Origin of the sequence: Fictibacillus sp. 7GRE50, assembly GCF_015903875.1 — a bacterium.
GTDB lineage: Bacteria > Bacillota > Bacilli > Bacillales > Fictibacillaceae > Fictibacillus > Fictibacillus phosphorivorans.
In genome coordinates this window covers 647,168-669,738 of sequence record NZ_JACZDW010000002.1, presented here as the reverse complement: position 1 = coordinate 669,738, position 22,571 = coordinate 647,168, and the positions used below count along the sequence as shown (strand labels likewise).

Here is a 22,571-nt window from a genome sequence, read left to right as displayed (position 1 = left end):
AGCCTTTTTAACGAAAAGCTTATGGTATGCACATGTAACGGTGTATACTCATAGGCTTTTTTCTATGTTCTCATTGAAAAAATTGCTGTATTCACTGCTTGCTTATGAAAGTGACTGCTCAAAAGTCGGATTAGATAAATCAACAGTGTCGGAAATTACAAAAAGGAAGAAGTGAACAGCATGAGATGGAAAGATTGGGATGCGAATCTGAAGGTTCGTTTAATAGGAGAATTTTTTGTAAATCTATTGTTTTGGATGTTCTTCCCGTTTATGGCGATCTATTTTTCGGATGAAATGGGAAAAACAACAGCTGGAATTTTATTAGTCCTATCACAAGTTGTAGGTGTGATCACAAATCTTGTAGGTGGCTATTGTGCGGATAAATATGGACGAAAGAAGATGATGGTGATCTCGGCTTGGGGTCAGGCAGCAACGTTTATCTTTTTCTGTCTTGCTAACTCGCCGTGGATGGATTCACCGATCTTAACGTTTATTGCGTTTTCAGCGTTAGGGCTATTTGGTTCTCTATATTGGCCAGCTAGTCACGCGATGATCGCAGATGTTGTAGAAGAGAAGCATAGAAGTGAAGTGTTTGCCGTATTTTATACATCGATTAACATATCGGTGGTCTTTGGTCCTGTATTGGGAAGTATCTTCTTTTTCTCTTACCGCTTTGAATTATTACTGGCGTGTTTACTCGTGAGTGTTGTGTTAGCGATCGTGCTAGCGAAATACATTCGTGAAACAGTTCCTGTAAAGAAAGAAGTATTAGAACAAGTTGGGACTGATAAAAATTGGTTCCAGGCGATCGGTGAACAGTTGAAAGACTATCGAGTGATCGCGAGTGATAAGCTATTCTTGCTATTTATCTTAGCTGGTATTCTTGTAGCTCAAACCTTCATGCAGATGGACCTGCTCTTAGCTGTGTATACAACGGAAAAAGTACCAGAACAATCGCTCTTTGCAATTGGAAATTGGGACATTTCATTAACCGGTGAAAAAGTGTTTGGTTATTTGATCTCCCTTAACGGATTGATGGTTGCGTTATGTACGGTTTGGATGGCTAAATGGATGAACCGATTTAAAGAAGGGAGAGTCTTTATCCTTTCTGCACTTCTATACGGTGTGTCGATGCTTGTGTTCGGCAGTACGACGATGATGTGGATTCTTTTTGGTGCCATGGTCATCTTTACAACAGCTGAGCTGATGGTAGTTGGAATCCAAGAAAGCTTTATTTCAAAGCTTGCGCCAGAAAACATGAGAGGGCAGTACTTTGCAGCAGCGGGTCTGCGTTTTACAATCGGACGTACAATCGCACCGATCTCTATTCCATTAACGATGTGGATCGGTTTTGAAAATACGTTTTTTCTTCTCTTTGTCTTAGCGGTGATGAGTGCCGGACTCTATTACGTGATGTTCCGTGCGTTTGACAAAAAAATGGAGTCCAACAAAACGGATAAAGAATCTAAAGCTGAACCTGCACTTTCATGACATAACTTCCTATCATCCCTCATAGACTGTATTAAAAGCTTGTCTAATAAGGGGGAGTTAATCGATGAAAGGATACGCTGCTTTATTCTTCGGTGCCATACTCATAGCTGCCTTTGTGTTAAAAGAATATTCAGCTGGAGTGGGCAACTTCTTTACTATGACTCCATGGTGGATGTATTTCGTGCTTTGCGGCATTATCTATAGCGGTTATCGGATCGTTACATTGTTCCAAGAAGATAAAGAAATCGAGCAAAGAGTAATTGAAGAAGAGGGCAGAGTATACATGGAGCGTATCGAGAGAGCAAAAGCTCAGGAATCAGCTCGGCCTTCCGCTGAAGATGATGATGCAGAGGATTTAGTTGCAGCAGCAGGGGATGAAGATCATTATAATGATGATTCAAATCGTCTGTAGAATAGGAAGTAAGGAAAAGACCTGCTAAGAGCAGGTCTTTTGATTGTCTTTTTGGGATAGACAAGTTTTTTCTGATCTCATATTTTTATATGATGATCCGCCTTTTTTATGTGATGACGTGTATTTTTTATATGATAATGAATATTTTTTATGTGATGGTGCTCATTTTTTATGTGATCTGTGAATTCCTCAGTTTTTTAGAAGCTTTTTGCAGCCTACTGTGGTGCAAAAGCCTTCTGCATACGTTCAAAACAAAAACCAGACCCATAAAGGGTCTGGTTTTCGTATTTCATGCCATTATTGTTGAGGCATCTGTGGCATTTGTGGTTGTTCTGCTTTCTTTTCCATCTTCTCTTTTAATTCTTTATCTTTTACTTTAACATCAGCTTTTTTCTTCAAGCTCTCTAAGATCTCAGTGATTGGCTTCGCTTTTTGCTGCTTAAGCTCTTGCTCGATCTGTTCTTTTTTGTCTTCAAACTTGTTTTCACGCTTGTCCGTTACTTTAATGATGTGGTAACCGTAATCAGACTTAACAAGTTCACTTGTTTTACCTTTTTCAAGTGTAAACGCAACTTTATCAAACTCTGGAACCATTGCGCCTTTACCGAAGAAGCCAAGGTCTCCACCTTTAGATTTTGAACCAGGGTCTTTAGAGTATTCTTCCGCTAATTTAGCAAAGTCTCCACCTTCGTTCAATTTCTTCTGAACTTCTTTAGCCGTCTTCTCATCCTCTACAAGAATATGGCTCGCTTTAACTTCAGTTTTGTATTTTTCATCAAATGTTTTCTTCATTTCATCTTCAGAAATCTTAACGCCTTCTGTTGCTGCTTTTTCATTTAAAAGCATAGACTTGATGCGCTCTTTTAGCTGCTTTTCATCAGATAAGCCGTTTTGCTCAAGTGCTTGTTTGAAAGCATCTTCGCCGCCAAGTTCTTCTTTGATCTTTTCTGTTTCTTTCTCGATTTCTTTATCTGTTACTTTATATTTATCTTCAAGCACCATTTCGTCGATCATTTGGTTTAGGACTTGGTCGCCGTATTGTTCCTTCATCTTTTTGTAGAATTCTTCTTTCGTAATATCTCCTGCTTTAGATTCTACGATGGCTTCTGAATCAGCACCACCAGCATTATTACAAGCGGATAAAGAAATAAGTCCCGCTGTGAGCCCTACTGATAACATCCATTTTTTCATTTTCAAACACTCCTACTGTGAAGTAATAATTTAACAACTCTTACTATAGCATAAACGTTACGGGTATTCCTATTCAATAAATGAAATATGAGAAAATTTACACATTATAAAACCCTTGTTTTCGGGTATTCCACACGATTTTTCAAAAAAAATTTTAAAAACCGGGTCATTCGTCTAATCAAAACAGGGCGTATCACTATATGATATGGAGAAAGAAAAGGGAGGTATGATGATGGGTTATGGTTACGGTTACGGTCATGGGGGAGGAATAGCATTAATCTTAGTTCTTTTTATCCTTCTCATCATTATTGGAGCTTGTTACTGCTATTGATGGTGAATAGAAATTTAAATTAATTTAAAGGGCGAATGCCTATGCGTGAATTACGGGTCATGCATAGGATAGTGTACAGAATATCAAAGGAGGTGGCTTTCATGGGTTACGGTGGATACGGGCATGGAAAAGGCTTCGCATTGATTGTTGTGTTGTTTATTCTTTTGATTATCGTAGGAGCTGCATGTTTCTGCTAAAATAAATGACAGTCTAAGCAGGACCTTTTCTTATGAAGGGGGACTGATCAGGCTTGACGTTTATAAGCAGTTTCGTTAATGTGTGTTTTACTACTCTTGATCAAAAGGTGCAGCATGTGTATGGTACGGTTACTCAAGGGGGAATGCAATTTAGGTTCCCCCTTTTATATTTTTTATAGAACGTTTGAAATATAGGATGAAATGAGCAGAATGGTAATAGAAACGTTAATCGTACGATAAACCGAGTCTTGCTGCTTTGAGGACAAGTTCTTTTTGTCACATAACTTGTGTGTAAGTGAATTAAATACAAATAAAAAGATTGGTGCTAAAAAAACGAAGATATAGCCTGCCATATGAAAACCTCCAACATGAACTACTTGTTTAACTTTACCAAAATATGTGGAATATGAATAGGAAAATAACTTCTAAGAGATGAGAGAGGGAGAGAAAATCATGAATAAGTGGAAAACGGCTTTTTTTACACTGCTGCTGCTATTTTTAATCATACCGATCGCCATAGCCGTTGTGCTTTTTAAAGACCCTGCTGGTGGTCAATTAGATCGTAGTTCACTAGATAATAATATTGAGGACAATCAAAAGTTGTTGAGCATACATACAGAAAAAGAACAAGTGGAAGATCTATTAAATAAAGAACTGCGCAAAAGGGCACCTGATGTGAACGTATATGTGAATTTGCGAAATGATGAAGCCGTTCTTAATGGATCCTTTATTGCTTTCGATCAAGAGCTTCCTTACCAAGTTACATTTGAACCTGAAGTTCTTGAAAACGGTGATCTGTTATTGAAGGAGAAGGACATGCAAGTGGGACGTTTTCCACTGCCTGGTGACGAGGTGTTTACCCTTATCCAAAAGACCGTTGCGTTTCCTGAATGGGTAGATGTATATCCGAAAGATGAAAGCATTTTGATGAGAGTGACCGAAATGCCAACAAAGCCAGGTTATGCGATTAAAGCTGAAGAATTTGATTTAAAGAAAAACTCTATTAAATTAGGAGTTTATACAAAAAACTAAAATAAAGCGCTTCTTCCCATCCTTGGTTGGGAGAAGTGCTTTTATCATTCTTCATCAATTATTCATACCCAAATGGAGAAAGTTGGATTATAATTATTATAGACAGACAATGACTAGAAAGCAGGGTTTTGTATGGAGACGGTGGAAGAACGACTAGAACGACTAGAATTTTATAATCAGCTAACGATTGAGAGTGTCGATCTTACAGCGTATCCGTTTTTTAGACTAGTCATGGAAAAAAAGCTCACCGAGCAGGAAGTGAATAAGGTCTTCCTTCTTTGCGATGAGCTTCAACGAAAGTATGAAATGCAGAGTGAAGAAGGCTTCGTGCATTACACGCCGCTTCTGTTGCATTTTGCAGGCATGTTAACACCAAAGCTTTCCCCGAGAGAAACGATTACGGCATTGCTTCAACAAGAAAAGTATATTACTTTGATGGAGAAGCTATACGAGTTATCGGTACGTTACGAATGAGAAGAGGCAATTTCCTCAGCTGCTATCACGGGTGATGCAGGCTGATCATCTAATGATGCTTCGATCTTTTCTTCGAGTTTGTTGAAAATTGACATAAAGTCATCGCCATATAAATTGCGGATGATCGACATCAATTCAGGAAACTCTGGGAACCTTCCAAACAACTCTTTAATCGGCATAGAAGCACTAAAAACACCAAATTTTGAAGGATCATACGTATTTAATGTTTGAAGTAAAAGCTCTTCACCTTTAGGTGTTAGACAAATATATGTATTTCGCTTATCATCTTCTTTTTTAGAAAATGTTAGATAGCCTTGTTCTTCAAGCTTTTTTGAAAAGTTAAAAGCAGTGGACACGTGCATAACGCCAAACTTTGCAATATCAGAGATTGATGCACCCTCAAGATGATGAGCAATCCAAAGAATATGGTGTTCATTGATGTTTAAACCATAATCCTTAATCCAATTTTGCCAGTCTTTTTCTACACTTTTCCATAAAGCTTTACTAATCTGTGAAAGTTTGTGACTATAGATCATGGCTTCTTGAAAACTATATAATTGATCTTTGTTCATTTTTAAAATGCCCCTCCATCTTATAAAACACATCCTATTCCTCATTATGCCAGTATTTCCTATAATAAGAAAGTAAAATTTTTCAATTTTTCCTTATTTTTTAGTAAAATAGTTATATAACTTTTAGCTGATATGGTGTTAACGTAAGTGTTCTCACACGTTCGTAAGTAAGATAAAAAAAATTCTCCAAAAAGGGAGAATTTTTTCGAGATTATTTAATTTCTTGTTCCATTTCCTCTGGTGCTTCTTCAATTGTCGAAGCAGCAGTTTCTTGTAGTGCCTCTTCTTTTTCTTTATTAGCAAATCTGATCTTTGCTCTAAGCTGAATGCCATCACGCTTGATGCTGGAGAATGTAGATTTCATTTTATCCATATTTACTTTAAGATCTTTTCTTACCTCTTTACCTGCTTTAGGTGTTGAAAGTAACGTAGCTGCTGCTGTAACCACCGTACCTAATGCGAAACCTACTACCATGGATTTTTGTTTAGACATCTTATAATTCCTCCTCATTCTTTTATTATCTAATGAATTCGTGAATTTCTCTTATATTCCTATGAAAAATAATGACGAATATAAAAATATTTCCCGATAGATTTCGTCATGTTTGGACAACTAAAATCTTACTTTAAAAGAACAGTCGAAATTTGAAAACATTGATGTGATAGGCAATCGAGAGAAATATCGATACAATGTGAGCCATATTAAAAAAACGTCATACTTGTCTAAAACAGAAGATATTTGACTGACTTTGGAGAAAGATCATATAAAATAAATGAAAAGTAAAAAAAGGTTCATAATTGACGAAGAGGTTTAAAAGAGGGTATACATAAGAAAAAGAATGGAGGGATATGGGTTGAAACAAAACACAATCGGCAACTACTTTAATAAAATGAAGGAAAAAGCGAATGCTGTGCTTGAAAGTTCTACTCAAACGGGTGAACTCGTTACAGAAGCTGAGAAAAAAAGTTCGCAACCAGATAAACAAGGTTTAAGTAACCTAGGCTCTCAAGTAAAAGCGTTAGTTCGAATGGTGAAGTCATATAAAAGAGGCGACTATCGTGATGTCTCTAAAAAATCTTTAGTATTAGTGGTGGCAGGTCTTCTGTATTTTGTTAGTCCTATAGATGCAGTTCCTGATTTTTTGATCGGAGCAGGTCTATTGGATGATGCTACTGTCCTTGCTTTTATTTTTTCAACGTTATCAACCGAGATTTCAGCTTTTCAAACATGGGAAGAGGAAAAAGAAGAAGAGGATAAATACGTAAAGCCAACTCCATAGTAGGAGCTGGCTTTTTTTATATTACTGTCTATTATAATTAAGCTGTTAAATTCGATCGTTTAGATAATCGTTCTGCGATCGGGTAGATAAAGAACATGATCAAACCGCTAACAATACTTGTTGGTACAACGATCATTCCAATAAAGCTGAGTAATGTACCAGGTAATCCAGCGACGATCATTGCCACCATGAGGAACAATGTTCCACTGATAATCGTTCCGACTACCGTTAGAAGAACGGCGCTAATCGCGTTTACTTTAACTTTCTTAGCTAGTAAGAACAAAGCCAAAAAGATAAAAGCTGTAATGGGCTTTTCTACGATATTGGCGATCTGTCCGCCTGCCATACCTGTTGTTAGTGCTGAAATGACACCAGCTGCCATACTTGCAATAATTACGTTTTGTTTTGTTGGTGATAGCATAATGGCTAGAAACATCATCACTAGTAATAAATCAGGTTTCATTCCAAAAAATAATGGGGGTACGACTGTGTGAAACACATACCCTAATGCAATAAGTACAGATGTTAAAGCTAATGATTTGGTATTCGTATTCATTTTCTCATCTCTCCTCAGCTACTCTTAGCCTAATTTCTTTCCAATAGTGCCCTCTTGGCCTAATGCGAAAGTACCTTTATGTTACCAGATGTACGTACAACTGAAAAGGTTTGTGATCTATTTTCCGTATTTTTCCTGAAAATGTATCATGAACTGTGCAAGGCTATCACATGATTCTTGGGGAACTGCATTATAGATTGATGCTCTGAAACCACCGACCGACCGATGTCCTTTTAATCCATAAATCCCGTTTTCTTCACTTTCTTTAATAAACTGCTTTTCCAGTTCATCATTAGCAAGAGTGAATGTGATATTCATGTTTGAACGTGACTCTGGTGTTGCAAAGCCATTGTAAAAGCCTTTACTTTTATCAATCGTGTCGTAGATGACACCAGCTTTACTTTGATTTCTCTTTTCCATTGCTTTGACCCCACCGGACTTTTCTACCCAACCTAGTACAAGGTTTAGTAAATAGATGGAGTACACAGGGGGAGTATTATAAAGAGAATTATTCTTCGCATGAACAGAATACGACAAGATCGATGGAACAGATTTGTTATCTTGTAGCAGGTCTTTGCGGATGATAACTGCTGTGACTCCTGAAGGTCCAAGGTTCTTTTGTGCACCCGCGTAGATCAATCCATAGTCTTCAACTGAAATAGGTCTGCTCATAATATCACTAGACATGTCGGCAACAAGATTTTGATGTTTGAAGGATTGCAAGTCTCGCCATTGTGTACCATAGATCGTGTTGTTAGATGTGATATGAAGGTAAGCGTCATTCTCACTTGGTACATAATTCATCTCAGGAAGGGTACGATACGCCGACTCCTTACCTGTAATGACTGCTTCACACGACCCAATTTTTTGAGCTTCTTTATATGCTTTTTCAGACCAAGACCCGGTAAGTACATATTTCGCGGTCTTTCCACCTTGTATAAAATTCATCGGAATCATGGCGAATTGAAGACTTGCTCCACCTTGTAAAAACAACACTTCATTTGTATCTGGTATATCGAGTAAACGTTTCATGCGCGTTTTTGCTTGCTTATGAATGCCTTCATATTCTGAACCCCTGTGGCTATGTTCCATGATATTTAATCCAGTACCTAGAAAGTCATCCCATTCTTCCTTTGCTTGCTGCATGACCTCTTTAGGCAATGTTGTTGGTCCTGCTTGAAAATAGATGCGTGTCATCGTTCTCCTCCTTATAAAATAACGCTGTTTTTAGCAAACTCTGAGAGCATTTGAAAGTTGTTGATTTCCGTTCCAGGTGCTTCGCTTTCCGCGGGGCGACCGGTGAGCCCCTTGCCGCTTTGCGCCATTAAGGGTCTCACCTGACCGCTCGTCCCGCAGGAGTCTCACACCCTACACTCCAATCAACATTTCAGTGATGTCTTATAAGCAAAGATCTTTTAGAATATTGCGAAACAAAAAATGAATATGAAAAAACTGCCCAGATTAAAAGAAGGCAGTTTTAATATGTAACGTTAGCTTTTAACGTTTTCTTTAATATGTTGAGCCATTTCAGTCATTTCGTTGGCAGGGGTATCCTGTGTTTTCCAGACTGCTCCAAAACCGTCACCTTGACCGTAACGTGGGATAAAATGCATGTGATAATGGAAAACTGACTGTCCGGCAGCTTCACCGTTGTTGTTTAGTATGTTCAGGCCGATTGGATTAAACGTTTGTTTAATTCCAGAGGCAATTTTAGGCACGACAGAATAAAGTTTGGCTGCTGTTTCTGCAGGCAGTTCGAATATATCTGTTGAGTGCTCTTTAGGAATAATCAGCGTATGTCCTTTTGTGACTTGACTGATATCTAAGAAGGCTAGAACGTTCTCGTCTTCGTACACTTTGTAGGATGGAATTTCACCCGCAACAATTTTACAAAAAATGCAGTTTGAATCGTGGGACAAGTGGCTCACCTCATTTTTTTTACTTATCATATCACACATGACCAACCTAAAAAATATGGTATTCTTTTTATCTTATCAAAAGAATCTTTTCTATAGGATAGTTGCTTTTCATTGTTTATTCTTTTTTTCATTGACAAGTTGATTGGAGCGCAGAGTGAGAGATTCCTAATGGCGCGTAGCGGCAGGAGGCTCACCGCCACGCCACGTGGAAAGCGAGCAACCCGGAACGGAAATCAACACTGCCAAAAGCAACGAAATTTACGAAAACAGGCAATAAAAAAGAAGGGTCCTATTCAAAAATAGAACCCTTCTTCTTATAGAGGTTAGAGAAGAAAGGAGAACACGAAAACAAAACAATACGATTTTTTAGCCATGCACCTCAATAGTAAGAATTTGTAATTGCTCAAGCACTAAATAGTCCAAGAGAACCATCTCCTTAAAATTTAGCATATCTGAAAAAATCTAATACCTTGCATCTTTCTCCCTGAAGAAGGGGGGATACCTTCTTCTCTTATATCTTGTCCATGAAGTCTTACTTGTTATACATATAAAATTGGTAAAGGAAACGGGAATTGAGCTATTATAAGGAAAGAATGACAAAAAGGAGGATTCTCCGTGAAAAAAAGACAACTTGTATTAACAATGACTCTAGGTGTTTGTTTCCTTATCACAGGCTGCGGGAATAAATCAGATGATGAACATAAAAACCACCAAGAGGAGTCACAGGGAAAACAACAGGCTTCGCATGAAGGACATGAAAATCATCTGCCGAACGGTGATATTCAAGAACTTACAGCTTCGATAGATGTAATGCCCAGCTTTTTAGATAAACAACCTGATGAGATTGCTGCAATTTATGCAGAAGCCCCTAAATATAAAGAACTGCTTGAATCTATGCCTTGTTTTTGTGGATGTGGTGATTCTGCAGGTCATAAAGACAATTATGATTGCTTTGTCGCCGAAAACAAAGAAGATGGAAAAATTGTATGGGATGATCATGGCACAAAATGCGGGACGTGTCTGGAAATCGCTGCGATAAGCATGAGTGCTTCTGCAGATGGAAAGACTCCTCTTGAGATCAGAAAGATGATTGATGAGAAATATAAAGAAGGTTATGCAAAGCCAACTCCTACACCGATGCCTGCTTCATAAGGTGTAAAACAAGAAAAATGGCAAACAATAATGAAAATGCTGGATTGCAGAAGGAGGTATTGTATGAAACCAATCCTTGAAGTTACGGATTTAACAGGGGGGTATCTGCCTAATCAGCCTGTTATTCATCACTTAGATTTCACGGTGAAAGAAAATGAGATAGTAGGATTGATCGGTTTGAATGGAGCCGGTAAAAGTACAACTATAAAGCATGTGCTCGGCCTTATGGAACCCATGTCAGGCACTTCAAAAATCGAAGGGCAGACCTTTAGGGAAGAACCAGAAAATTATCGAAGTCAGTTTACATACATACCAGAGATGCCGATTCTCTACGAAGAGTTAACATTATGGGAACATCTAGAACTAACAGCAATGGCATATGGACTAGAAGAACAAACTTTTTTAACACGAGTTCGACCATTGCTTGAAGAGTTTCGCATGGATAACAAGATCAAGTGGTTTCCGAGTCAGTTTTCCAAAGGGATGAAGCAAAAAGTAATGATTCTTTGTGCGCTTTTGGTTGAACCAAAGCTTTATATCGTGGATGAACCGTTTGTTGGGCTCGATCCGCTTGGCATTCAATCTTTTCTCGAGTATATGGTTAAATTTAAAAATAACGGTGCTGGCGTCTTGATGTCGACTCATATCTTGTCCACGGCAGAAAGATATTGCGACCGCTTTTTGATCATGCATGAAGGAAGGCTGGTTCTAAGCGGGACATTAGAAGAATTACGTGTGAGAAGCGGGTTGGAGAATGCGACATTAGATGATATCTACCTTTATGTAGCAAGAGGTAAAGTAACATGATCGATGTAAAAAAATTATGGACAAAACGACGCAATGCTCATGTTACGCAAACACTGAAATACTTTAGTTTAATGGCTAACAGCGGACTCATTGTTTCCTTAATTTTGCTCATCGTCATCGGCAGTGTGTATTATGCTAAGCTTCTGCAAGCACTTCCTGAGAATTTCCCTGCCGTCTTTATTCTAACGATTGTTTTTTCGTTCTGGTTGACCAAAAGTCCGATCCGTACGTTGTTAAAAGAAGGCGATCTCGTATTTTTATTGCCTGTAGAATCAGGCATGAAACAATATTTTTCAAAAGCCATTTCTTCAGCTACAGCAACTGGCTCTTTTTTTACCCTATTCATTTTTACTCTGCTATGGCCGATCGTCCAGGTGTTTGTTCATGATGGATGGAAGATGTATGTCACATTTGGATTCTTTTTGATCGCTGCAAAAGTATTTAACATATATGTATCGTGGGAAGAAAGAAGGTTGCCTTACAAGAGTCATCAAACGAACTATAAAATCATGAGGTTCATTGTAAACTTTGTATATGCGTATCTGCTCTTTAATGAAGCTTACCTCTTTTTGATCGCTATTTTTGCGATCATGTACGTACTAAAGAACTTTGTTTTCGGTGTCTTTAAAAAGCAGCATGGTTATCAGTGGGAAATGCTATTAGCGGAAGAACAAGCATTAAAAATGAAAGGGTACCGAATGGTCAATTATTTTACGGATGTACCTGCGCTCAAGCAGACCGTACATAAGCGACCGTTGTTTAACAGCGTAGCATCTTTCTCCTTTAAAAAGAAAAATGCACTTTCTGCTTTGTATATGAAGACATTTGTGCGTTCAGGGGATTACCTTGGCTTGTATGTGCGATTGATTTTAATCGGCTTTCTGTTCATGTATTTAATTCCTGCAGGTTGGTGGCAATTAATCGTAGTGTTCTTGTTTTTTCAGATGTTTGCACTGCAATTGTTCACACTTTATACGCAGTACAGATGGAATGTTATATTCATGATCTATCCGATCAAACAAGATACAAGAGTAAAAGCTTTTCAAAATTGGCTGAAAAACTTGCTGATCATACAAGGTGTATTCTATGGTATTTTCTATGTGTTGCTTACTGGGGACTGGATGATCGCCATTCTTATGCCTGTCGCAGCAATACTTTATAGTGTAGTTCGACTGCCTAGTATGACAAAAAAACATATCATGTTGACTTCCTAGCTCATTACGGGCTGGGAAGTTTTTTTAAAAGCGCTTTTTTCTAAAAGCTTGTCTCCTTTGACAGTTGGTTGGAGTGGAAAGTGCGTGCCTACCACCTGAAATACATCTCGCAAGGCATGCGACGAGGAAGCTTACTACGGTAGCATAAACTTGTAGACGCAGGAGCAAGGGACCTATAAAAGGCGTGCAGTCCGAAAAGTGGAAGTGGCTCGTTCAGCCCCGACCAGCAAAAGTAAATGGGCTTTGAAGGCGCACTATGCCTTCTGGACCATTTAACTTTTGACCTCGAGGGGCTAGCCACTGCAACTAGACAGGTGAGACACTTAAAAAGTGAAACGTACGAATGTGGCTCACCGCTTGCCCCGTGGAAAGCGAGCATCCTGGAATGGAAATCAACGACTTCCAAGTTTGTAAACAAATTTTGGGCATCTTTCATAGCTTATGCATATAAGTTTTATGGAAGGGAGCGGGGCTCATGAATACTTATGGATTAACAGGAAGGATTGTCACACCCGGAAGTCCTGACTATGATCTGGCACGTGAAGAGTTCAATACTCGTTTTAACTTATTTCCTTTGATTATCAATTTTTGTGCAACTACTAAGGATGTTTCAAACGCGATCCGTTGGGCAAGAAAGAAGAATATTAAGTTTCGGATCCGTACAGGAAGGCATAGTTATGAAGCTTATTCATCATTAGATGGAGGTTTAGTAATAGACATCAGCGATATGAATGAAGTAAAGGTGGATCGCAAAACAAAAACGGCCGTACTTGGTGCGGGGGCATTGCTTTTTCCACTATACGAAAAATTGTATGAAGCAGGTTTCACGATTCCAGGAGGTACTTGTCCATCAGTAGGACTCTCAGGCTTAACACTTGGTGGAGGGTGGGGGATGTTAACTCGTCCATATGGTATGCTGATCGATCAGCTTCTGGAGCTTGAGATGGTAGATGCAAACGGAAAGATTATCATAGCCAATAAACATAAGAACGCTGATTTATTTTGGGCATCAAGAGGGGGTGGAGGTGGAAACTTTGGTGTGGTTACATCCTTTCGTTTTCGAGTTGTTTCAGTCGATGATGTTGCCATCTTTAAAATTACTTGGGACTTTAAAGGGTTTGAAAAAGTCGTGGATTCATGGCAAAAATGGGCTCCGTACACAGACGATAGATTAACTGCCATTATTGATCTCTTAACAAAAGACATTGGTGAGCTGCGTGCATTAGGTGAATTTCTTGGCACAACGGATGAACTGAAAAAACTTTTAAAACCCCTTTTAACCGCATATCCACCTAAAGTAGTTGAAGTGAAAAAGGTGCCTTATATCGATGCCGTTAAGATATTTGGAGGGATGATGCCGGGTATGATGGAGTACGCTGTTAACCATGGTGATCCTGATGCACATCCGTTTAAGAATACAGGTGCGTTTGCGAAACAGCAGTTACCGATTAGAGCAATAAAAAAGCTTAAAGAATATCTATCAAACTCACCTAGTATTGAGAACAAAGTGCAGTTGCAAGCCCTAGCTGGAAAAGCAGCTTGTACAGGACCTACTGAAACGGCTTATGTTCATAGAGAAGCATTATTCAGCTTGTTATATATTACGAAGTGGCAGAACGAAAATGAAGCTAATGTAAATACGCGATGGGTGGAGAGCTTAAGAAATTCTCTACTTCCTTATGCGGATGGAGCTTATGTGAATTTTCATGATAATTGTATTAAGAACTGGCTTGAACAATGTTACTTTGTTAACTTGCCTCGCTTAATTGAGGTGAAAACTAAATACGATCCTGAAAATGTGTTTAAGTTCCCATTAGGCATTCCGACTGCAGATCCTATTAAGTAAGCTTTCAAATCGTGAGGGCAAAATAGCGAAACTAAGATCTAAATACAAACGTATAGATGAAAGGAGGTAGATGATGAAAACGTATGAAGAAAATGTAATGGAAGAACTAAAAAAATGGGAAACAGAAATGTGCAAACGGCCCTCACTTTGGAACAAAACAACGAAATCTCTTCAAACGAAGATCAATGAGAAAATTCCACAAAAAGTGCATGATGTTATAACATCAAGTATGAAACATATGATCAAAGCCACTTTAATCGGTTCTGAATATACGACTAAAAAAACGATTAAGTTTACAGCAGATCTACGAGAGCGTGATTTTAAATTTGAAGATCGACTCTCTTTTTACAAAAGAACAGCAGCAATAGAAGGAGCGGGAACAGGTGCTGGGGGGATTTTCCTCGGCATTGCTGATTTTCCTTTATTGCTAGGTATAAAAATGAAGTTTCTGTTTGAAGCAGCAAGTATTTATGGATTGGATGTTAAGGACTACAAAGAACGAATCTTTATTCTTCATGTATTTCGACTTGCTTTTGCTGATCCGCACAAGCGAGAAGAGGCATTTCAAAGAGTAGTCTCATGGAAAGAGACGGTTCAAGAATTTCCTGAATCTCCTGAGTCGATCAACCAAATGAATTGGCAAGAACTACAACAAGATTACCGAGATCATATCGACCTCATAAAAATGCTACAGATGGTCCCAGGTCTAGGGGCGATTGTCGGTGCATATGCGAATTATCATTTTCTCGATGATTTAGGTCAAGTGGCAAAAAATTGCTTCAGGTGGCGGTTGTTAACAGATGAAAAAAAGAAGAGGATCATAAACAACAAGCACCCGCATTAAATGGCGGGTGCTTGTAATAATTATATGAGGATTTAGAAGCGGCTGTCGCTTAATAGGCGGTCCATTTCTTCTTTATGCTTCGTCTCATCAGCAATCATATCTTCTAATTGAACGACAAGTTCAGTTAGTTTTAGGTTGGATGCTTGCTCTTTACGTTCCTCGTAACGTCTGATCGTATCTTCCTCAGCGTTTCTAGCTTCTTCTAACATTTCACGCACACTCTCTACTTGTTTAACCGGTTTTGGTTGAGTAGTCGGTGTACCTCCAAGCGTTTTGATCTTTTCTGCTAAATAAAGAGCATGTCCTTGCTCATCAGCAATTTCACTTTGGAAGAAAGGTTTTAGGATTTGACGGTACAAACCAGAAACCGTAGCTGCATTATGGTTGTACATAATGATTGCTGAGTACTCGTTTGCAAGATCCTCATTTAGTCCATCGATTAGTGCTTGTAAGTCTTTTTCCATTTGTATAACCTCCTGAATCTTGTTCTACAGAGATATCCTTCCCCTTTTCCCTTTACCATAAACCAAATTTATAGGATAGATGAACTAAAAAAAACAGGAACTGCAGAATGAGGTTTAGGGATTGGTAAAATCGGTAAAAGACTACTATGCGTGAAACAAATATTGAACAAAAGTGATACAAAATTCTAAGGAGGTAACAAAAATGGATAGCAGACACATGGTTGATGAAGAGCGTAATGTTGACACAAGTAAGGTTGAAGAAACAGCAAGCCGAATGAGCGAGAGCAAAAAAGACGAGATCTTATCAAACTTTGAAGAGTTTAAGAGCTACTTGCATGGGAAAGTGCAAATTGGTGAAAAAATGGGCATGAGCGAAGAAACACTTGCAAAAACTGCAGAGAAAGTAGCAGATTACTTAGCTAACCATGAGGAGCCTCGTAACTCAGAAGAGAACCTCTTAAAAGAACTATGGAAAGTTGGAGAGCAAGAAGAGCGTCATAAGCTGGCTCATATGTTAGTTAAGCTTGTTAAATAGTATACATGTAAAAGCTGCTCATCTTTGAGCGGCTTTTTTTATTACACCATTATTTAGAAGTAGTCTACACATTTGGTTGAAGTGTGATGTTTCGTAATGTATGGAAGCAAGTCGTTATATACAGCTTGTAAAATCAATAAAGTTTGCTAAAACGTCAATAAATTCACCTCAATGACCGTTTACAAAGACCCTTAAAAAAACGACAATGTTTTAAAGTGGTTTATTCAACGATAAAAGAGTGAAAACTTAGCTTTAATAAGAGTTTAAAAAAGAGAAAACTGATATTGAGGAGAATCTTAATGTTACGAGAACTGGCCAATAAACTACCCTTTCCGATCCTTCCTCTTATATATATCATAAGCGGATTAGGTCTTTCTTTTTTATCATTAAACGTGTTTTTTGAGTTGTCAGAAGACTTAATGGAAAATGAGGTATTTGAGTTTGATCAAGTGATCATCCAATATGTAACCGATATTAGAAGCGACAGATTAACTGAAGTGATGAAAGTGATTACGTTTTTCGGATCTAAAGACATTCTAACCACCTTATTAGTAGGAAGTTTGATATGGCTTATCGTAAAACGTAAGAATTATTGGGGTGCGATTTTCTATTTAATTGCAGTTGCTGGTGGAGGTCTTTTAAACCTCGGACTAAAACATTGGTTTGGAAGAATACGACCAGAAGATAGCTTGATTGTCGAGCAAGGCTTCAGTTATCCGAGCGGGCATGCCATGGGAAGTCTTATTTATTATGGTTTCCTTGGTTACTTGGTCGTAAGAAGCAGAAGAGGGAAGCCTCTTAAAATTATTCTTACGGTCGGGTTTATATCAACGATTCTTCTTATTGGTTTTAGCCGTGTCTACTTAGGCGTTCATTATCCGTCCGACATAGTAGCTGGATTTAGTGCTGGAACCGTTTGGCTTCTGCTATGTATAGGTGGACGTGAATCGATAAGAGCCTATCAAAAAAGGACGCTTCCTTTTTTTAAAAGGAAACATCCCCAGTAAGTGTGAGTAGTTGATTTTGTAAACATTTAACAACTGAAGGTGTACGATGTTGTCGCTCTCCATCACAGTCAATAAGCTGTTGGGGAGCTGTTTTTATGCTTATCTCTGAGCTTTGAAAATAATGATACCCTTGTCCTTCTTTTGAAGTATCGGATAAACGGTTCAAAAGGACGTCCCAAATAAACGAAGTGGAAGGCTCTTCGATCAGCAAACAATCGAGCTTACCGTCTTGTATATCAGTATCCGGAAAGAAGGGACGGATACCACCGGTAAAGGGCCCGTTCACAGCAAGAAACATGGCAGCTTGTCCATCAAATTGGAACTCCTTAGATGAGATGGAGATATCAAAGGGTTCCCATGTTTGAAATGATTTTGCCGCAGATAAATAATAAGAAAGACGTCCGAATTTTTCTTTTGTATCTGGGTCGATGGATTCGGAGACATGTGTGATCAATCCAACACCCCAGAAATTTGTAAAGAAATGTCCATTAAACTCTCCAACGTCAATGTTACGAAACTTTTTTTCACTAAGCTGTTCCGCGGCTTTTACAGGATTTTGATTCATGCCTAGCGCTCTAGAAAAATCATTGCACGTTCCACCTGGTAAGATTCCGAAAGCTGGCTGATTCTCTGTTAAAGACAGTACAGCATCTGCAATTTCATGTACCGTGCCGTCACCGCCAGCAGCAATGATGAGATCAGTCTTACCTTGCAGCTCTTTAACAAAGGAAGCACCTTCCCCAGGAGCGGTTGTCTCATAAACTTGAACGTCTTCGAAACCATTTTTCAGCTGTTCGAGCACGGCGTTCCACTGATTAAGCAACCTACCTTGTCCGGCGGAAGGATTTAATATAACAGATGCTCTTTTTATTGTTGATGGATTTATAGTCATTTGGCTACCATGTATTCTTTAACAAATGATTTTCCTGTAAAGAGTGTTTCTGGCAAGCCTTTTGAAGTGCCTCTATTTTTGTGTGCTTCCTCGTAGGCATTGGATTGTTGCCAATTTGTAAAATCAGCATGTGATTTCCAAAGTGTCATAACGATATAAGGATCTTGGTGAAGAGGTCGAAGAATACGTATGCCACTAAAGCCTGGTTCACTCTCAACAAGCCCAGCACGGTTTTGGAATCGTTCTTCAAAAAGAGATCTTCCTTCTTCTGATACCGGGATGTGATTCATAACAACAAAGCCAGCTCCACTTAAGGATCCTCTTTGGTTTATCACTTCGTACTCATGTTTTTCGGTAAATGGGTTTTCTCTATCTGTTTCGATTACTAAAGCAGAATTAGAGTCACCTTCAAGCAGGAGAGCTCCATCGTATTTTTCTTGATATGTCGCTAAATAGTCTAAAGTCCCATAAGTAATGTATATGTTCATAGGAATCCCTGCCCTTTTTTATTGATTTACCTTTGTTTTACCCAACCGTTCAGCACATTAAACAGTGTAAGAAGTTGGTTACTTGTAATATACTTTCCAACTAAGGGAAAATTATATAAAATGTACTTTTCGACCTAGAAGGAAATGAGGGTTGGTTATGGTAAAAAGAAGTCTCGTCGCACTCGGTATATTAGTGGGTTCACTTATAATAGGTTTTTTTGCCTATCTATTCATAATTCTAGCTGGAGACTATGTAATCGATGAAAAGGATCTTGTTATGGATTCAGCCACAGTTCTAGTTGCCGAGAACGGAGAAAAAATAACAAAGATTTATGATGAAAATAGAGAGATCGTCGACATTGAGGATATTCCGAAACATGTTCAAGAAGCTTTTGTAGCGGTAGAAGACAGCCGTTTTTACAAACATAATGGAATAGATGTTAAAGCGATTTCGCGTGCCATCTATAAAGATATTTTAGCTGGAGGAAAAGTTGAAGGCGGCAGTACGATCACTCAGCAGCTAGCAAAGAATGTTTTTTTATCTCATGAGAAGTCATGGCTAAGAAAAACAAAAGAAGCTGTCATTGCTATCAATCTAGAAAGAAGATACCCGAAAGATAAAATCTTAGAGATGTATTTGAATCAAATCTATTTTGGTCATGGCGCATACGGCATTCAGCTTGCTGCTAAAACGTATTTTAATAAGGATGTTAGCGATTTAACAGTAGCAGAAGGTGCGATGCTTGCCGGTCTTCCAAAAGCACCAAACTATTATTCTCCACTGAAGAATCCAAAGGAAGCAAAGGAACGGCGTGATCTTGTTCTTTCGCTAATGGAGAAGCAAGATTACTTGACGCCTTCTGAAACAGTCAGAGCACAAGGTAAAACGATCGCTCTTGATTTTCAGCAAGAGAAACGAAACCCGGCTTATACAACGTATATTGATATGGTTATAAAAGAGGCGAAAGAAAAGTATCAACTTTCAAGAGAAGAGCTGCGACAAGGCGGTTATAAAATCGTTGTACCTATGAATTTGGCAGCACAAGATTCTGTTTATAAAAGCTTTCAAGACGGACGTTATTTTGTAGGGACGGGTCAGGAAAAGCCTGAAGGTGCCATGGTACTGATGAATGGAAAAACGGGTGGTTTGCTCGCTGTTCAAGGCGGACGGAATTATGTGACAGAGGGACTTAATCGAGTGCAGGTGAATCGTCAGCCGGGTTCAACGTTTAAGCCTTTATCCGTATATGGTCCTGCTCTGGAATCCGAAAAATACAAACCCTATTCTATGCTGCGTGACGAAGAACTTAGCTTCGACGGTTACGAACCAAAGAATTATAACGGCAGATACGAAGGTGAAGTTTCGATGGTAGATGCCATTGCACACTCTGTAAATTCATCTGCAGTTTGGCTGTTGAACAAGAACGGAATATCTGATTCGAAAAGTTACCTTGAACAGCTTGGTATGCCGATTGAGGACAAAGGACTCGGAATCGCACTTGGCGGTATCAATCAAGGGGTAACACCATTGCAGATGGTAAAAGGATATCGCAGTTTTCTTCATGAAGGTAAGATGATCGAGCCTTTCGTGATCAGCAAGATTTATAACAATGAAGGAGAACTGATCGGTAAAGCAAAAAAGGAAGAAAAGAAAGTTTGGAAAAAACAGAATGCATGGTACATGACTCGTATGCTTCAACAAGTCGTAAAGAACGGTACAGGATCAGATGGAAAAGAGAATATGGAGATTGCAGGAAAGACGGGTACAACAAATTATCCGAACGTAGATAAAGGAAACAAAGATACATGGTTTGTCGGATATACGCCAGAAGTAGTTGGTGCAGTATGGGTCGGTTATGATCGAACAACCAAAGAATCGTATCTAAACAGCGGCAGTTCTTTACCTACTCTCCTATTTAAACAAGTGATTAACGAAATGCCGTCGCAACAAGGTCTCACGTTTAAAAAACCTGATGGGGTAAAAGATTTACCACCTCCAATCGACCTTATAGAGTTAAATGATCTGCGTGCTTCGTTTGGTATGGGGGATTATGGAGTTCCTTCCGTTCAATTGAACTGGACTCCGTCACAAGATGAACGTCTGCAATATAAGGTTTATGCGGTCAATGAAGGAGAAACTACTCTTTTAGATACGTTAAAAGGCAAAGGAGAGTATAGTGCTTCAGGTAAGAATCTCTTCACGCTGCCAGACTTTTATGTTGTTCCATACAATCCTCTTACAAAACAAGAAGGAGAGCCATCTAATGTAGTTTCTATCTCTCTCTTCCCAAGTTTTGGTGACGATGATAAAAAAGACGTAAGAGATAAGATTCGTAAAGATCGTGAAAAAGAGAAGAAAAAGAAAAAGAAGAAAAATGATGAATAAACGGTGGAAGATGGCCAAGGTGGCCGTCTTCTTTTTGGTGAGAGATTGGAGATTGGAAGCAGAGGGAGAGAGGGGGGCGGAGTCGAACTGTGTCGGAAAGCCTATATTTTTCATTTTCGACTTAATTGTGGCGTGTTTAGGCTTAATGGATGCTCATTTCGACTTAATTGTGGCCTCTTTTGACTTAATCAATGCGTCGCTAGACTCAATCCATCATTTACTCATCTCATACGGGTATAGCAGCATGCACCTGTAAAGGCTTTCAACATTCAGTGAACATCCATTTTGCCAAAATCATGACAATTAAGCTTATCTTCTATACTTTTATTATGAATTCCCTTACAATGTGTATGGATATTGACGTTAAAGGTTTTAAGTTTCAGCAGCTAGGAGATAACAATAGTGCTGCAGCTTTTGGTCTTGTATAGAAAGGTGTGTACGTTTTGACTATGAATGAAGAGTTTTTGAAAGCGTGTCGTAAGGAGAAAAATTCACATATTCCTGTATGGTACATGAGACAGGCGGGCCGTTCCCAGCCAGAGTACCGTAAATTGAAAGAGAAGTATTCACTATTTGAAATCACACATAGACCAGAGATGTGCGCTGGCGTTACGAAGCTCCCTGTAGATCAACACGGAGTGGATGCTGCGATTCTTTATAAAGACATTATGTCTCCTGTACCAGCGATTGGAGTAGATGTAGAGATTAAATCAGGAATCGGACCCGTGATCGATAAGCCTGTACGAACGCGCGAAGATGTAGAGCGTTTAGGGACGATCAATCCTGAGAAAGACGTACCGTATGTTCTGGATACAATCAAAATTTTAAGACAACAGTTAGAAGTGCCGCTTATCACATTTGCAGGTGCACCATTTACACTTGCGAGCTATATGGTTGAAGGTGGACCTTCCCGCGATTATCATAAAACTAAGCAGTTAATGTATTCTGATCCTGAAAGCTGGTTCATGTTGATGGACAAGCTAGGCGATATGACGATCGCTTATGCAAAGGCACAGATTGCTGCTGGCGCACAAGCGTTTCAAATTTTTGATTCATGGGTCGGCGCATTAAATGCAGCTGATTACAGAAAATACATTCAGCCTGTCATGTACAAGATCTTCTCATCACTAAGAGAAGAAAATGTTCCGTTGATTCTATACGGAACAGGTGCAAGACACCTAATCATGGAGTGGAACGAGCTTCCGATTGATGTGATCGGACTTGATTGGAGATTATCTCCGAGAGAAGCGCGTCAGATGGGTGTGACAAAGGCGCTGCAAGGAAACTTAGATCCTTCCATTCTATTGGCGCCATGGGAAGTAATTGAAGCACGAACAAAAGAAATTTTGGATGAAGGTATGGAAGAACCAGGCTTTATCTTCAATGTCGGAAAAGGCATTTTCCCTGAAGTAAACATTGCAACATTAAAGCAGTTGACCACCTTTGTTCATGAATATACGTCTAAAAAACTAGGGTGATAA

The 22,571-nt window shown here is 38.9% G+C and carries 26 protein-coding genes; 16 read left to right on the top strand and 10 right to left on the bottom strand.

Going from position 1 to position 22,571, the window contains the following annotated elements; all coding sequences use genetic code 11:
- Positions 1-180: 180 nt before the first annotated feature.
- On the top strand, positions 181-1,491 hold the full coding sequence (locus tag IHV12_RS10580; protein ID WP_197190819.1) for an MDR family MFS transporter: 1,311 nt from the start codon (positions 181-183) through the stop codon (positions 1,489-1,491).
- 64 nt (positions 1,492-1,555) lie between these two features.
- Positions 1,556-1,903 carry a sporulation YhaL family protein gene (locus tag IHV12_RS10575; RefSeq protein ID WP_197126863.1) on the top strand — a complete coding sequence of 116 codons (348 nt, stop codon included), beginning with the start codon at positions 1,556-1,558 and terminating at the stop codon, positions 1,901-1,903.
- Between the two features lie 297 nt (positions 1,904-2,200).
- Here the strand turns inward: IHV12_RS10575 and IHV12_RS10570 are convergent, their stop codons facing one another.
- Positions 2,201-3,094 (bottom strand): peptidylprolyl isomerase, encoded by an 894-nt coding sequence (locus tag IHV12_RS10570; protein WP_197126864.1) that lies wholly within the window; start codon positions 3,092-3,094, stop codon positions 2,201-2,203.
- Positions 3,095-3,299: 205 nt separating this feature from the next.
- Here IHV12_RS10570 and IHV12_RS10565 point away from each other — a divergent pair, with 205 nt between their 5' ends.
- The gene (locus IHV12_RS10565; protein ID WP_305069366.1) at positions 3,300-3,425 is read left to right on the top strand and encodes a YjcZ family sporulation protein; all 126 of its coding nucleotides are present in this window, start codon (positions 3,300-3,302) and stop codon (positions 3,423-3,425) included.
- A gap of 101 nt (positions 3,426-3,526) precedes the next feature.
- Positions 3,527-3,622 carry a YjcZ family sporulation protein gene (locus IHV12_RS10560; protein ID WP_082861266.1) on the top strand — a complete coding sequence of 32 codons (96 nt, stop codon included), beginning with the start codon at positions 3,527-3,529 and terminating at the stop codon, positions 3,620-3,622.
- 173 nt (positions 3,623-3,795) lie between these two features.
- Here IHV12_RS10560 and IHV12_RS10555 read toward each other — a convergent pair whose 3' ends face one another.
- Positions 3,796-3,975 carry a hypothetical protein gene (locus tag IHV12_RS10555; protein ID WP_066239985.1) on the bottom strand — a complete coding sequence of 60 codons (180 nt, stop codon included), beginning with the start codon at positions 3,973-3,975 and terminating at the stop codon, positions 3,796-3,798.
- Positions 3,976-4,075: 100 nt separating this feature from the next.
- On the opposite strand from IHV12_RS10555, the gene IHV12_RS10550 reads away from it, so the two are divergent.
- Together IHV12_RS10550 and IHV12_RS10545 are read left to right on the top strand one after the other, a co-directional pair.
- On the top strand, positions 4,076-4,654 hold the full coding sequence (locus IHV12_RS10550; RefSeq protein WP_197190818.1) for a YpmS family protein: 579 nt from the start codon (positions 4,076-4,078) through the stop codon (positions 4,652-4,654).
- A 132-nt stretch (positions 4,655-4,786) separates the two neighbouring features.
- On the top strand, positions 4,787-5,128 hold the full coding sequence (locus IHV12_RS10545; RefSeq protein WP_197190817.1) for a DUF1878 family protein: 342 nt from the start codon (positions 4,787-4,789) through the stop codon (positions 5,126-5,128).
- On the opposite strand, the gene IHV12_RS10540 is transcribed toward IHV12_RS10545, so the two are convergent.
- Positions 5,119-5,700 carry an HTH-type transcriptional regulator Hpr gene (locus tag IHV12_RS10540; protein WP_066391382.1) on the bottom strand — a complete coding sequence of 194 codons (582 nt, stop codon included), beginning with the start codon at positions 5,698-5,700 and terminating at the stop codon, positions 5,119-5,121. The two genes, IHV12_RS10545 and IHV12_RS10540, sit on opposite strands and share 10 nt — an antisense overlap.
- 211 nt (positions 5,701-5,911) lie before the next feature.
- Positions 5,912-6,193 (bottom strand): YtxH domain-containing protein, encoded by a 282-nt coding sequence (locus IHV12_RS10535; protein ID WP_197126866.1) that lies wholly within the window; start codon positions 6,191-6,193, stop codon positions 5,912-5,914.
- Positions 6,194-6,554: 361 nt separating this feature from the next.
- Here IHV12_RS10535 and IHV12_RS10530 point away from each other — a divergent pair, with 361 nt between their 5' ends.
- Positions 6,555-6,980, top strand: a complete 426-nt coding sequence (locus tag IHV12_RS10530; RefSeq protein WP_197126867.1) for a YkvA family protein — start codon at positions 6,555-6,557, stop codon at positions 6,978-6,980.
- A 37-nt stretch (positions 6,981-7,017) separates the two neighbouring features.
- Here the strand turns inward: IHV12_RS10530 and IHV12_RS10525 are convergent, their stop codons facing one another.
- The 3 genes from IHV12_RS10525 to IHV12_RS10515 form a co-directional block, all read right to left on the bottom strand.
- Positions 7,018-7,536 carry a tryptophan transporter gene (locus IHV12_RS10525; RefSeq protein ID WP_197126868.1) on the bottom strand — a complete coding sequence of 173 codons (519 nt, stop codon included), beginning with the start codon at positions 7,534-7,536 and terminating at the stop codon, positions 7,018-7,020.
- A 117-nt stretch (positions 7,537-7,653) separates the two neighbouring features.
- A complete protein-coding gene (gene serC / locus IHV12_RS10520; RefSeq protein WP_197190816.1) occupies positions 7,654-8,733 on the bottom strand; it encodes a 3-phosphoserine/phosphohydroxythreonine transaminase in 1,080 nt (359 codons plus the stop codon).
- Positions 8,734-9,026: 293 nt separating this feature from the next.
- The gene (locus IHV12_RS10515; RefSeq protein ID WP_231618092.1) at positions 9,027-9,455 is read right to left on the bottom strand and encodes an HIT family protein; all 429 of its coding nucleotides are present in this window, start codon (positions 9,453-9,455) and stop codon (positions 9,027-9,029) included.
- A gap of 615 nt (positions 9,456-10,070) precedes the next feature.
- Between IHV12_RS10515 and IHV12_RS10510 the strand changes: the two genes are divergently transcribed.
- The 5 genes from IHV12_RS10510 to IHV12_RS10490 all read left to right on the top strand — a co-directional run bounded on the left by IHV12_RS10510 (position 10,071) and on the right by IHV12_RS10490 (position 15,318).
- On the top strand, positions 10,071-10,607 hold the full coding sequence (locus IHV12_RS10510; RefSeq protein WP_370568795.1) for a PCYCGC motif-containing (lipo)protein: 537 nt from the start codon (positions 10,071-10,073) through the stop codon (positions 10,605-10,607).
- Between the two features lie 63 nt (positions 10,608-10,670).
- Positions 10,671-11,414 carry an ABC transporter ATP-binding protein gene (locus tag IHV12_RS10505; protein WP_197126871.1) on the top strand — a complete coding sequence of 248 codons (744 nt, stop codon included), beginning with the start codon at positions 10,671-10,673 and terminating at the stop codon, positions 11,412-11,414.
- Entirely contained in the window at positions 11,411-12,628 is a 1,218-nt protein-coding gene (locus IHV12_RS10500; RefSeq protein ID WP_197126872.1) for an ABC transporter permease, read from the top strand. The genes IHV12_RS10505 and IHV12_RS10500 overlap by 4 nt, the downstream gene beginning before the upstream one ends.
- Positions 12,629-13,103: 475 nt before the next feature.
- On the top strand, positions 13,104-14,474 hold the full coding sequence (locus IHV12_RS10495) for an FAD-binding oxidoreductase (RefSeq protein ID WP_197190815.1): 1,371 nt from the start codon (positions 13,104-13,106) through the stop codon (positions 14,472-14,474).
- 70 nt (positions 14,475-14,544) lie between these two features.
- The gene (locus tag IHV12_RS10490; RefSeq protein ID WP_370568794.1) at positions 14,545-15,318 is read left to right on the top strand and encodes an EcsC family protein; all 774 of its coding nucleotides are present in this window, start codon (positions 14,545-14,547) and stop codon (positions 15,316-15,318) included.
- A 32-nt stretch (positions 15,319-15,350) separates the two neighbouring features.
- On the opposite strand, the gene IHV12_RS10485 is transcribed toward IHV12_RS10490, so the two are convergent.
- Complete coding sequence (locus IHV12_RS10485; RefSeq protein WP_066391396.1) at positions 15,351-15,782, bottom strand: ferritin-like domain-containing protein; 432 nt, start codon at positions 15,780-15,782, stop codon at positions 15,351-15,353.
- 217 nt (positions 15,783-15,999) lie between these two features.
- Here IHV12_RS10485 and IHV12_RS10480 point away from each other — a divergent pair, with 217 nt between their 5' ends.
- On the top strand, positions 16,000-16,317 hold the full coding sequence (locus tag IHV12_RS10480; protein WP_066399706.1) for a DUF3243 domain-containing protein: 318 nt from the start codon (positions 16,000-16,002) through the stop codon (positions 16,315-16,317).
- Between the two features lie 299 nt (positions 16,318-16,616).
- Positions 16,617-17,324, top strand: coding sequence for a phosphatase PAP2 family protein (locus IHV12_RS10475; RefSeq protein WP_197126875.1), 708 nt, complete (start codon positions 16,617-16,619; stop codon positions 17,322-17,324).
- Here IHV12_RS10475 and IHV12_RS10470 read toward each other — a convergent pair.
- Positions 17,302-18,216, bottom strand: a complete 915-nt coding sequence (locus tag IHV12_RS10470) for a diacylglycerol/lipid kinase family protein (protein WP_197126876.1) — start codon at positions 18,214-18,216, stop codon at positions 17,302-17,304. The genes IHV12_RS10475 and IHV12_RS10470 overlap by 23 nt on opposite strands.
- A complete protein-coding gene (locus tag IHV12_RS10465) occupies positions 18,213-18,704 on the bottom strand; it encodes an antibiotic biosynthesis monooxygenase family protein (protein WP_197126877.1) in 492 nt (163 codons plus the stop codon). Before IHV12_RS10465 ends, IHV12_RS10470 begins: the two co-directional genes overlap by 4 nt.
- A gap of 157 nt (positions 18,705-18,861) precedes the next feature.
- Between IHV12_RS10465 and IHV12_RS10460 the strand changes: the two genes are divergently transcribed.
- Together IHV12_RS10460 and hemE are read left to right on the top strand one after the other, a co-directional pair.
- Entirely contained in the window at positions 18,862-21,090 is a 2,229-nt protein-coding gene (locus tag IHV12_RS10460) for a transglycosylase domain-containing protein (protein ID WP_197190814.1), read from the top strand.
- 449 nt (positions 21,091-21,539) lie between these two features.
- On the top strand, positions 21,540-22,568 hold the full coding sequence (hemE, locus tag IHV12_RS10455; protein ID WP_137790805.1) for a uroporphyrinogen decarboxylase: 1,029 nt from the start codon (positions 21,540-21,542) through the stop codon (positions 22,566-22,568).
- The last annotated feature ends 3 nt before the right edge of the window (positions 22,569-22,571 follow it).

Coding starts and splice junctions, on each gene's coding strand:
- IHV12_RS10580 (WP_197190819.1), top strand. CDS start 181: ATGAGATGGAAAGATTGGGATGCGAATCTGAAGGTTCGTTTAATAGGA.
- IHV12_RS10575 (WP_197126863.1), top strand. CDS start 1,556: ATGAAAGGATACGCTGCTTTATTCTTCGGTGCCATACTCATAGCTGCC.
- IHV12_RS10570 (WP_197126864.1), bottom strand. CDS start 3,094: ATGAAAAAATGGATGTTATCAGTAGGGCTCACAGCGGGACTTATTTCT.
- IHV12_RS10565 (WP_305069366.1), top strand. CDS start 3,300: ATGGAGAAAGAAAAGGGAGGTATGATGATGGGTTATGGTTACGGTTAC.
- IHV12_RS10560 (WP_082861266.1), top strand. CDS start 3,527: ATGGGTTACGGTGGATACGGGCATGGAAAAGGCTTCGCATTGATTGTT.
- IHV12_RS10555 (WP_066239985.1), bottom strand. CDS start 3,975: ATGGCAGGCTATATCTTCGTTTTTTTAGCACCAATCTTTTTATTTGTA.
- IHV12_RS10550 (WP_197190818.1), top strand. CDS start 4,076: ATGAATAAGTGGAAAACGGCTTTTTTTACACTGCTGCTGCTATTTTTA.
- IHV12_RS10545 (WP_197190817.1), top strand. CDS start 4,787: ATGGAGACGGTGGAAGAACGACTAGAACGACTAGAATTTTATAATCAG.
- IHV12_RS10540 (WP_066391382.1), bottom strand. CDS start 5,700: ATGAACAAAGATCAATTATATAGTTTTCAAGAAGCCATGATCTATAGT.
- IHV12_RS10535 (WP_197126866.1), bottom strand. CDS start 6,193: ATGTCTAAACAAAAATCCATGGTAGTAGGTTTCGCATTAGGTACGGTG.
- IHV12_RS10525 (WP_197126868.1), bottom strand. CDS start 7,536: ATGAATACGAATACCAAATCATTAGCTTTAACATCTGTACTTATTGCA.
- serC (WP_197190816.1), bottom strand. CDS start 8,733: ATGACACGCATCTATTTTCAAGCAGGACCAACAACATTGCCTAAAGAG.
- IHV12_RS10505 (WP_197126871.1), top strand. CDS start 10,671: ATGAAACCAATCCTTGAAGTTACGGATTTAACAGGGGGGTATCTGCCT.
- IHV12_RS10500 (WP_197126872.1), top strand. CDS start 11,411: ATGATCGATGTAAAAAAATTATGGACAAAACGACGCAATGCTCATGTT.
- IHV12_RS10495 (WP_197190815.1), top strand. CDS start 13,104: ATGAATACTTATGGATTAACAGGAAGGATTGTCACACCCGGAAGTCCT.
- IHV12_RS10490 (WP_370568794.1), top strand. CDS start 14,545: ATGATGAAAACGTATGAAGAAAATGTAATGGAAGAACTAAAAAAATGG.
- IHV12_RS10485 (WP_066391396.1), bottom strand. CDS start 15,782: ATGGAAAAAGACTTACAAGCACTAATCGATGGACTAAATGAGGATCTT.
- IHV12_RS10480 (WP_066399706.1), top strand. CDS start 16,000: ATGGTTGATGAAGAGCGTAATGTTGACACAAGTAAGGTTGAAGAAACA.
- IHV12_RS10475 (WP_197126875.1), top strand. CDS start 16,617: ATGTTACGAGAACTGGCCAATAAACTACCCTTTCCGATCCTTCCTCTT.
- IHV12_RS10470 (WP_197126876.1), bottom strand. CDS start 18,216: ATGACTATAAATCCATCAACAATAAAAAGAGCATCTGTTATATTAAAT.
- IHV12_RS10465 (WP_197126877.1), bottom strand. CDS start 18,704: ATGAACATATACATTACTTATGGGACTTTAGACTATTTAGCGACATAT.
- IHV12_RS10460 (WP_197190814.1), top strand. CDS start 18,862: ATGGTAAAAAGAAGTCTCGTCGCACTCGGTATATTAGTGGGTTCACTT.
- hemE (WP_137790805.1), top strand. CDS start 21,540: ATGAATGAAGAGTTTTTGAAAGCGTGTCGTAAGGAGAAAAATTCACAT.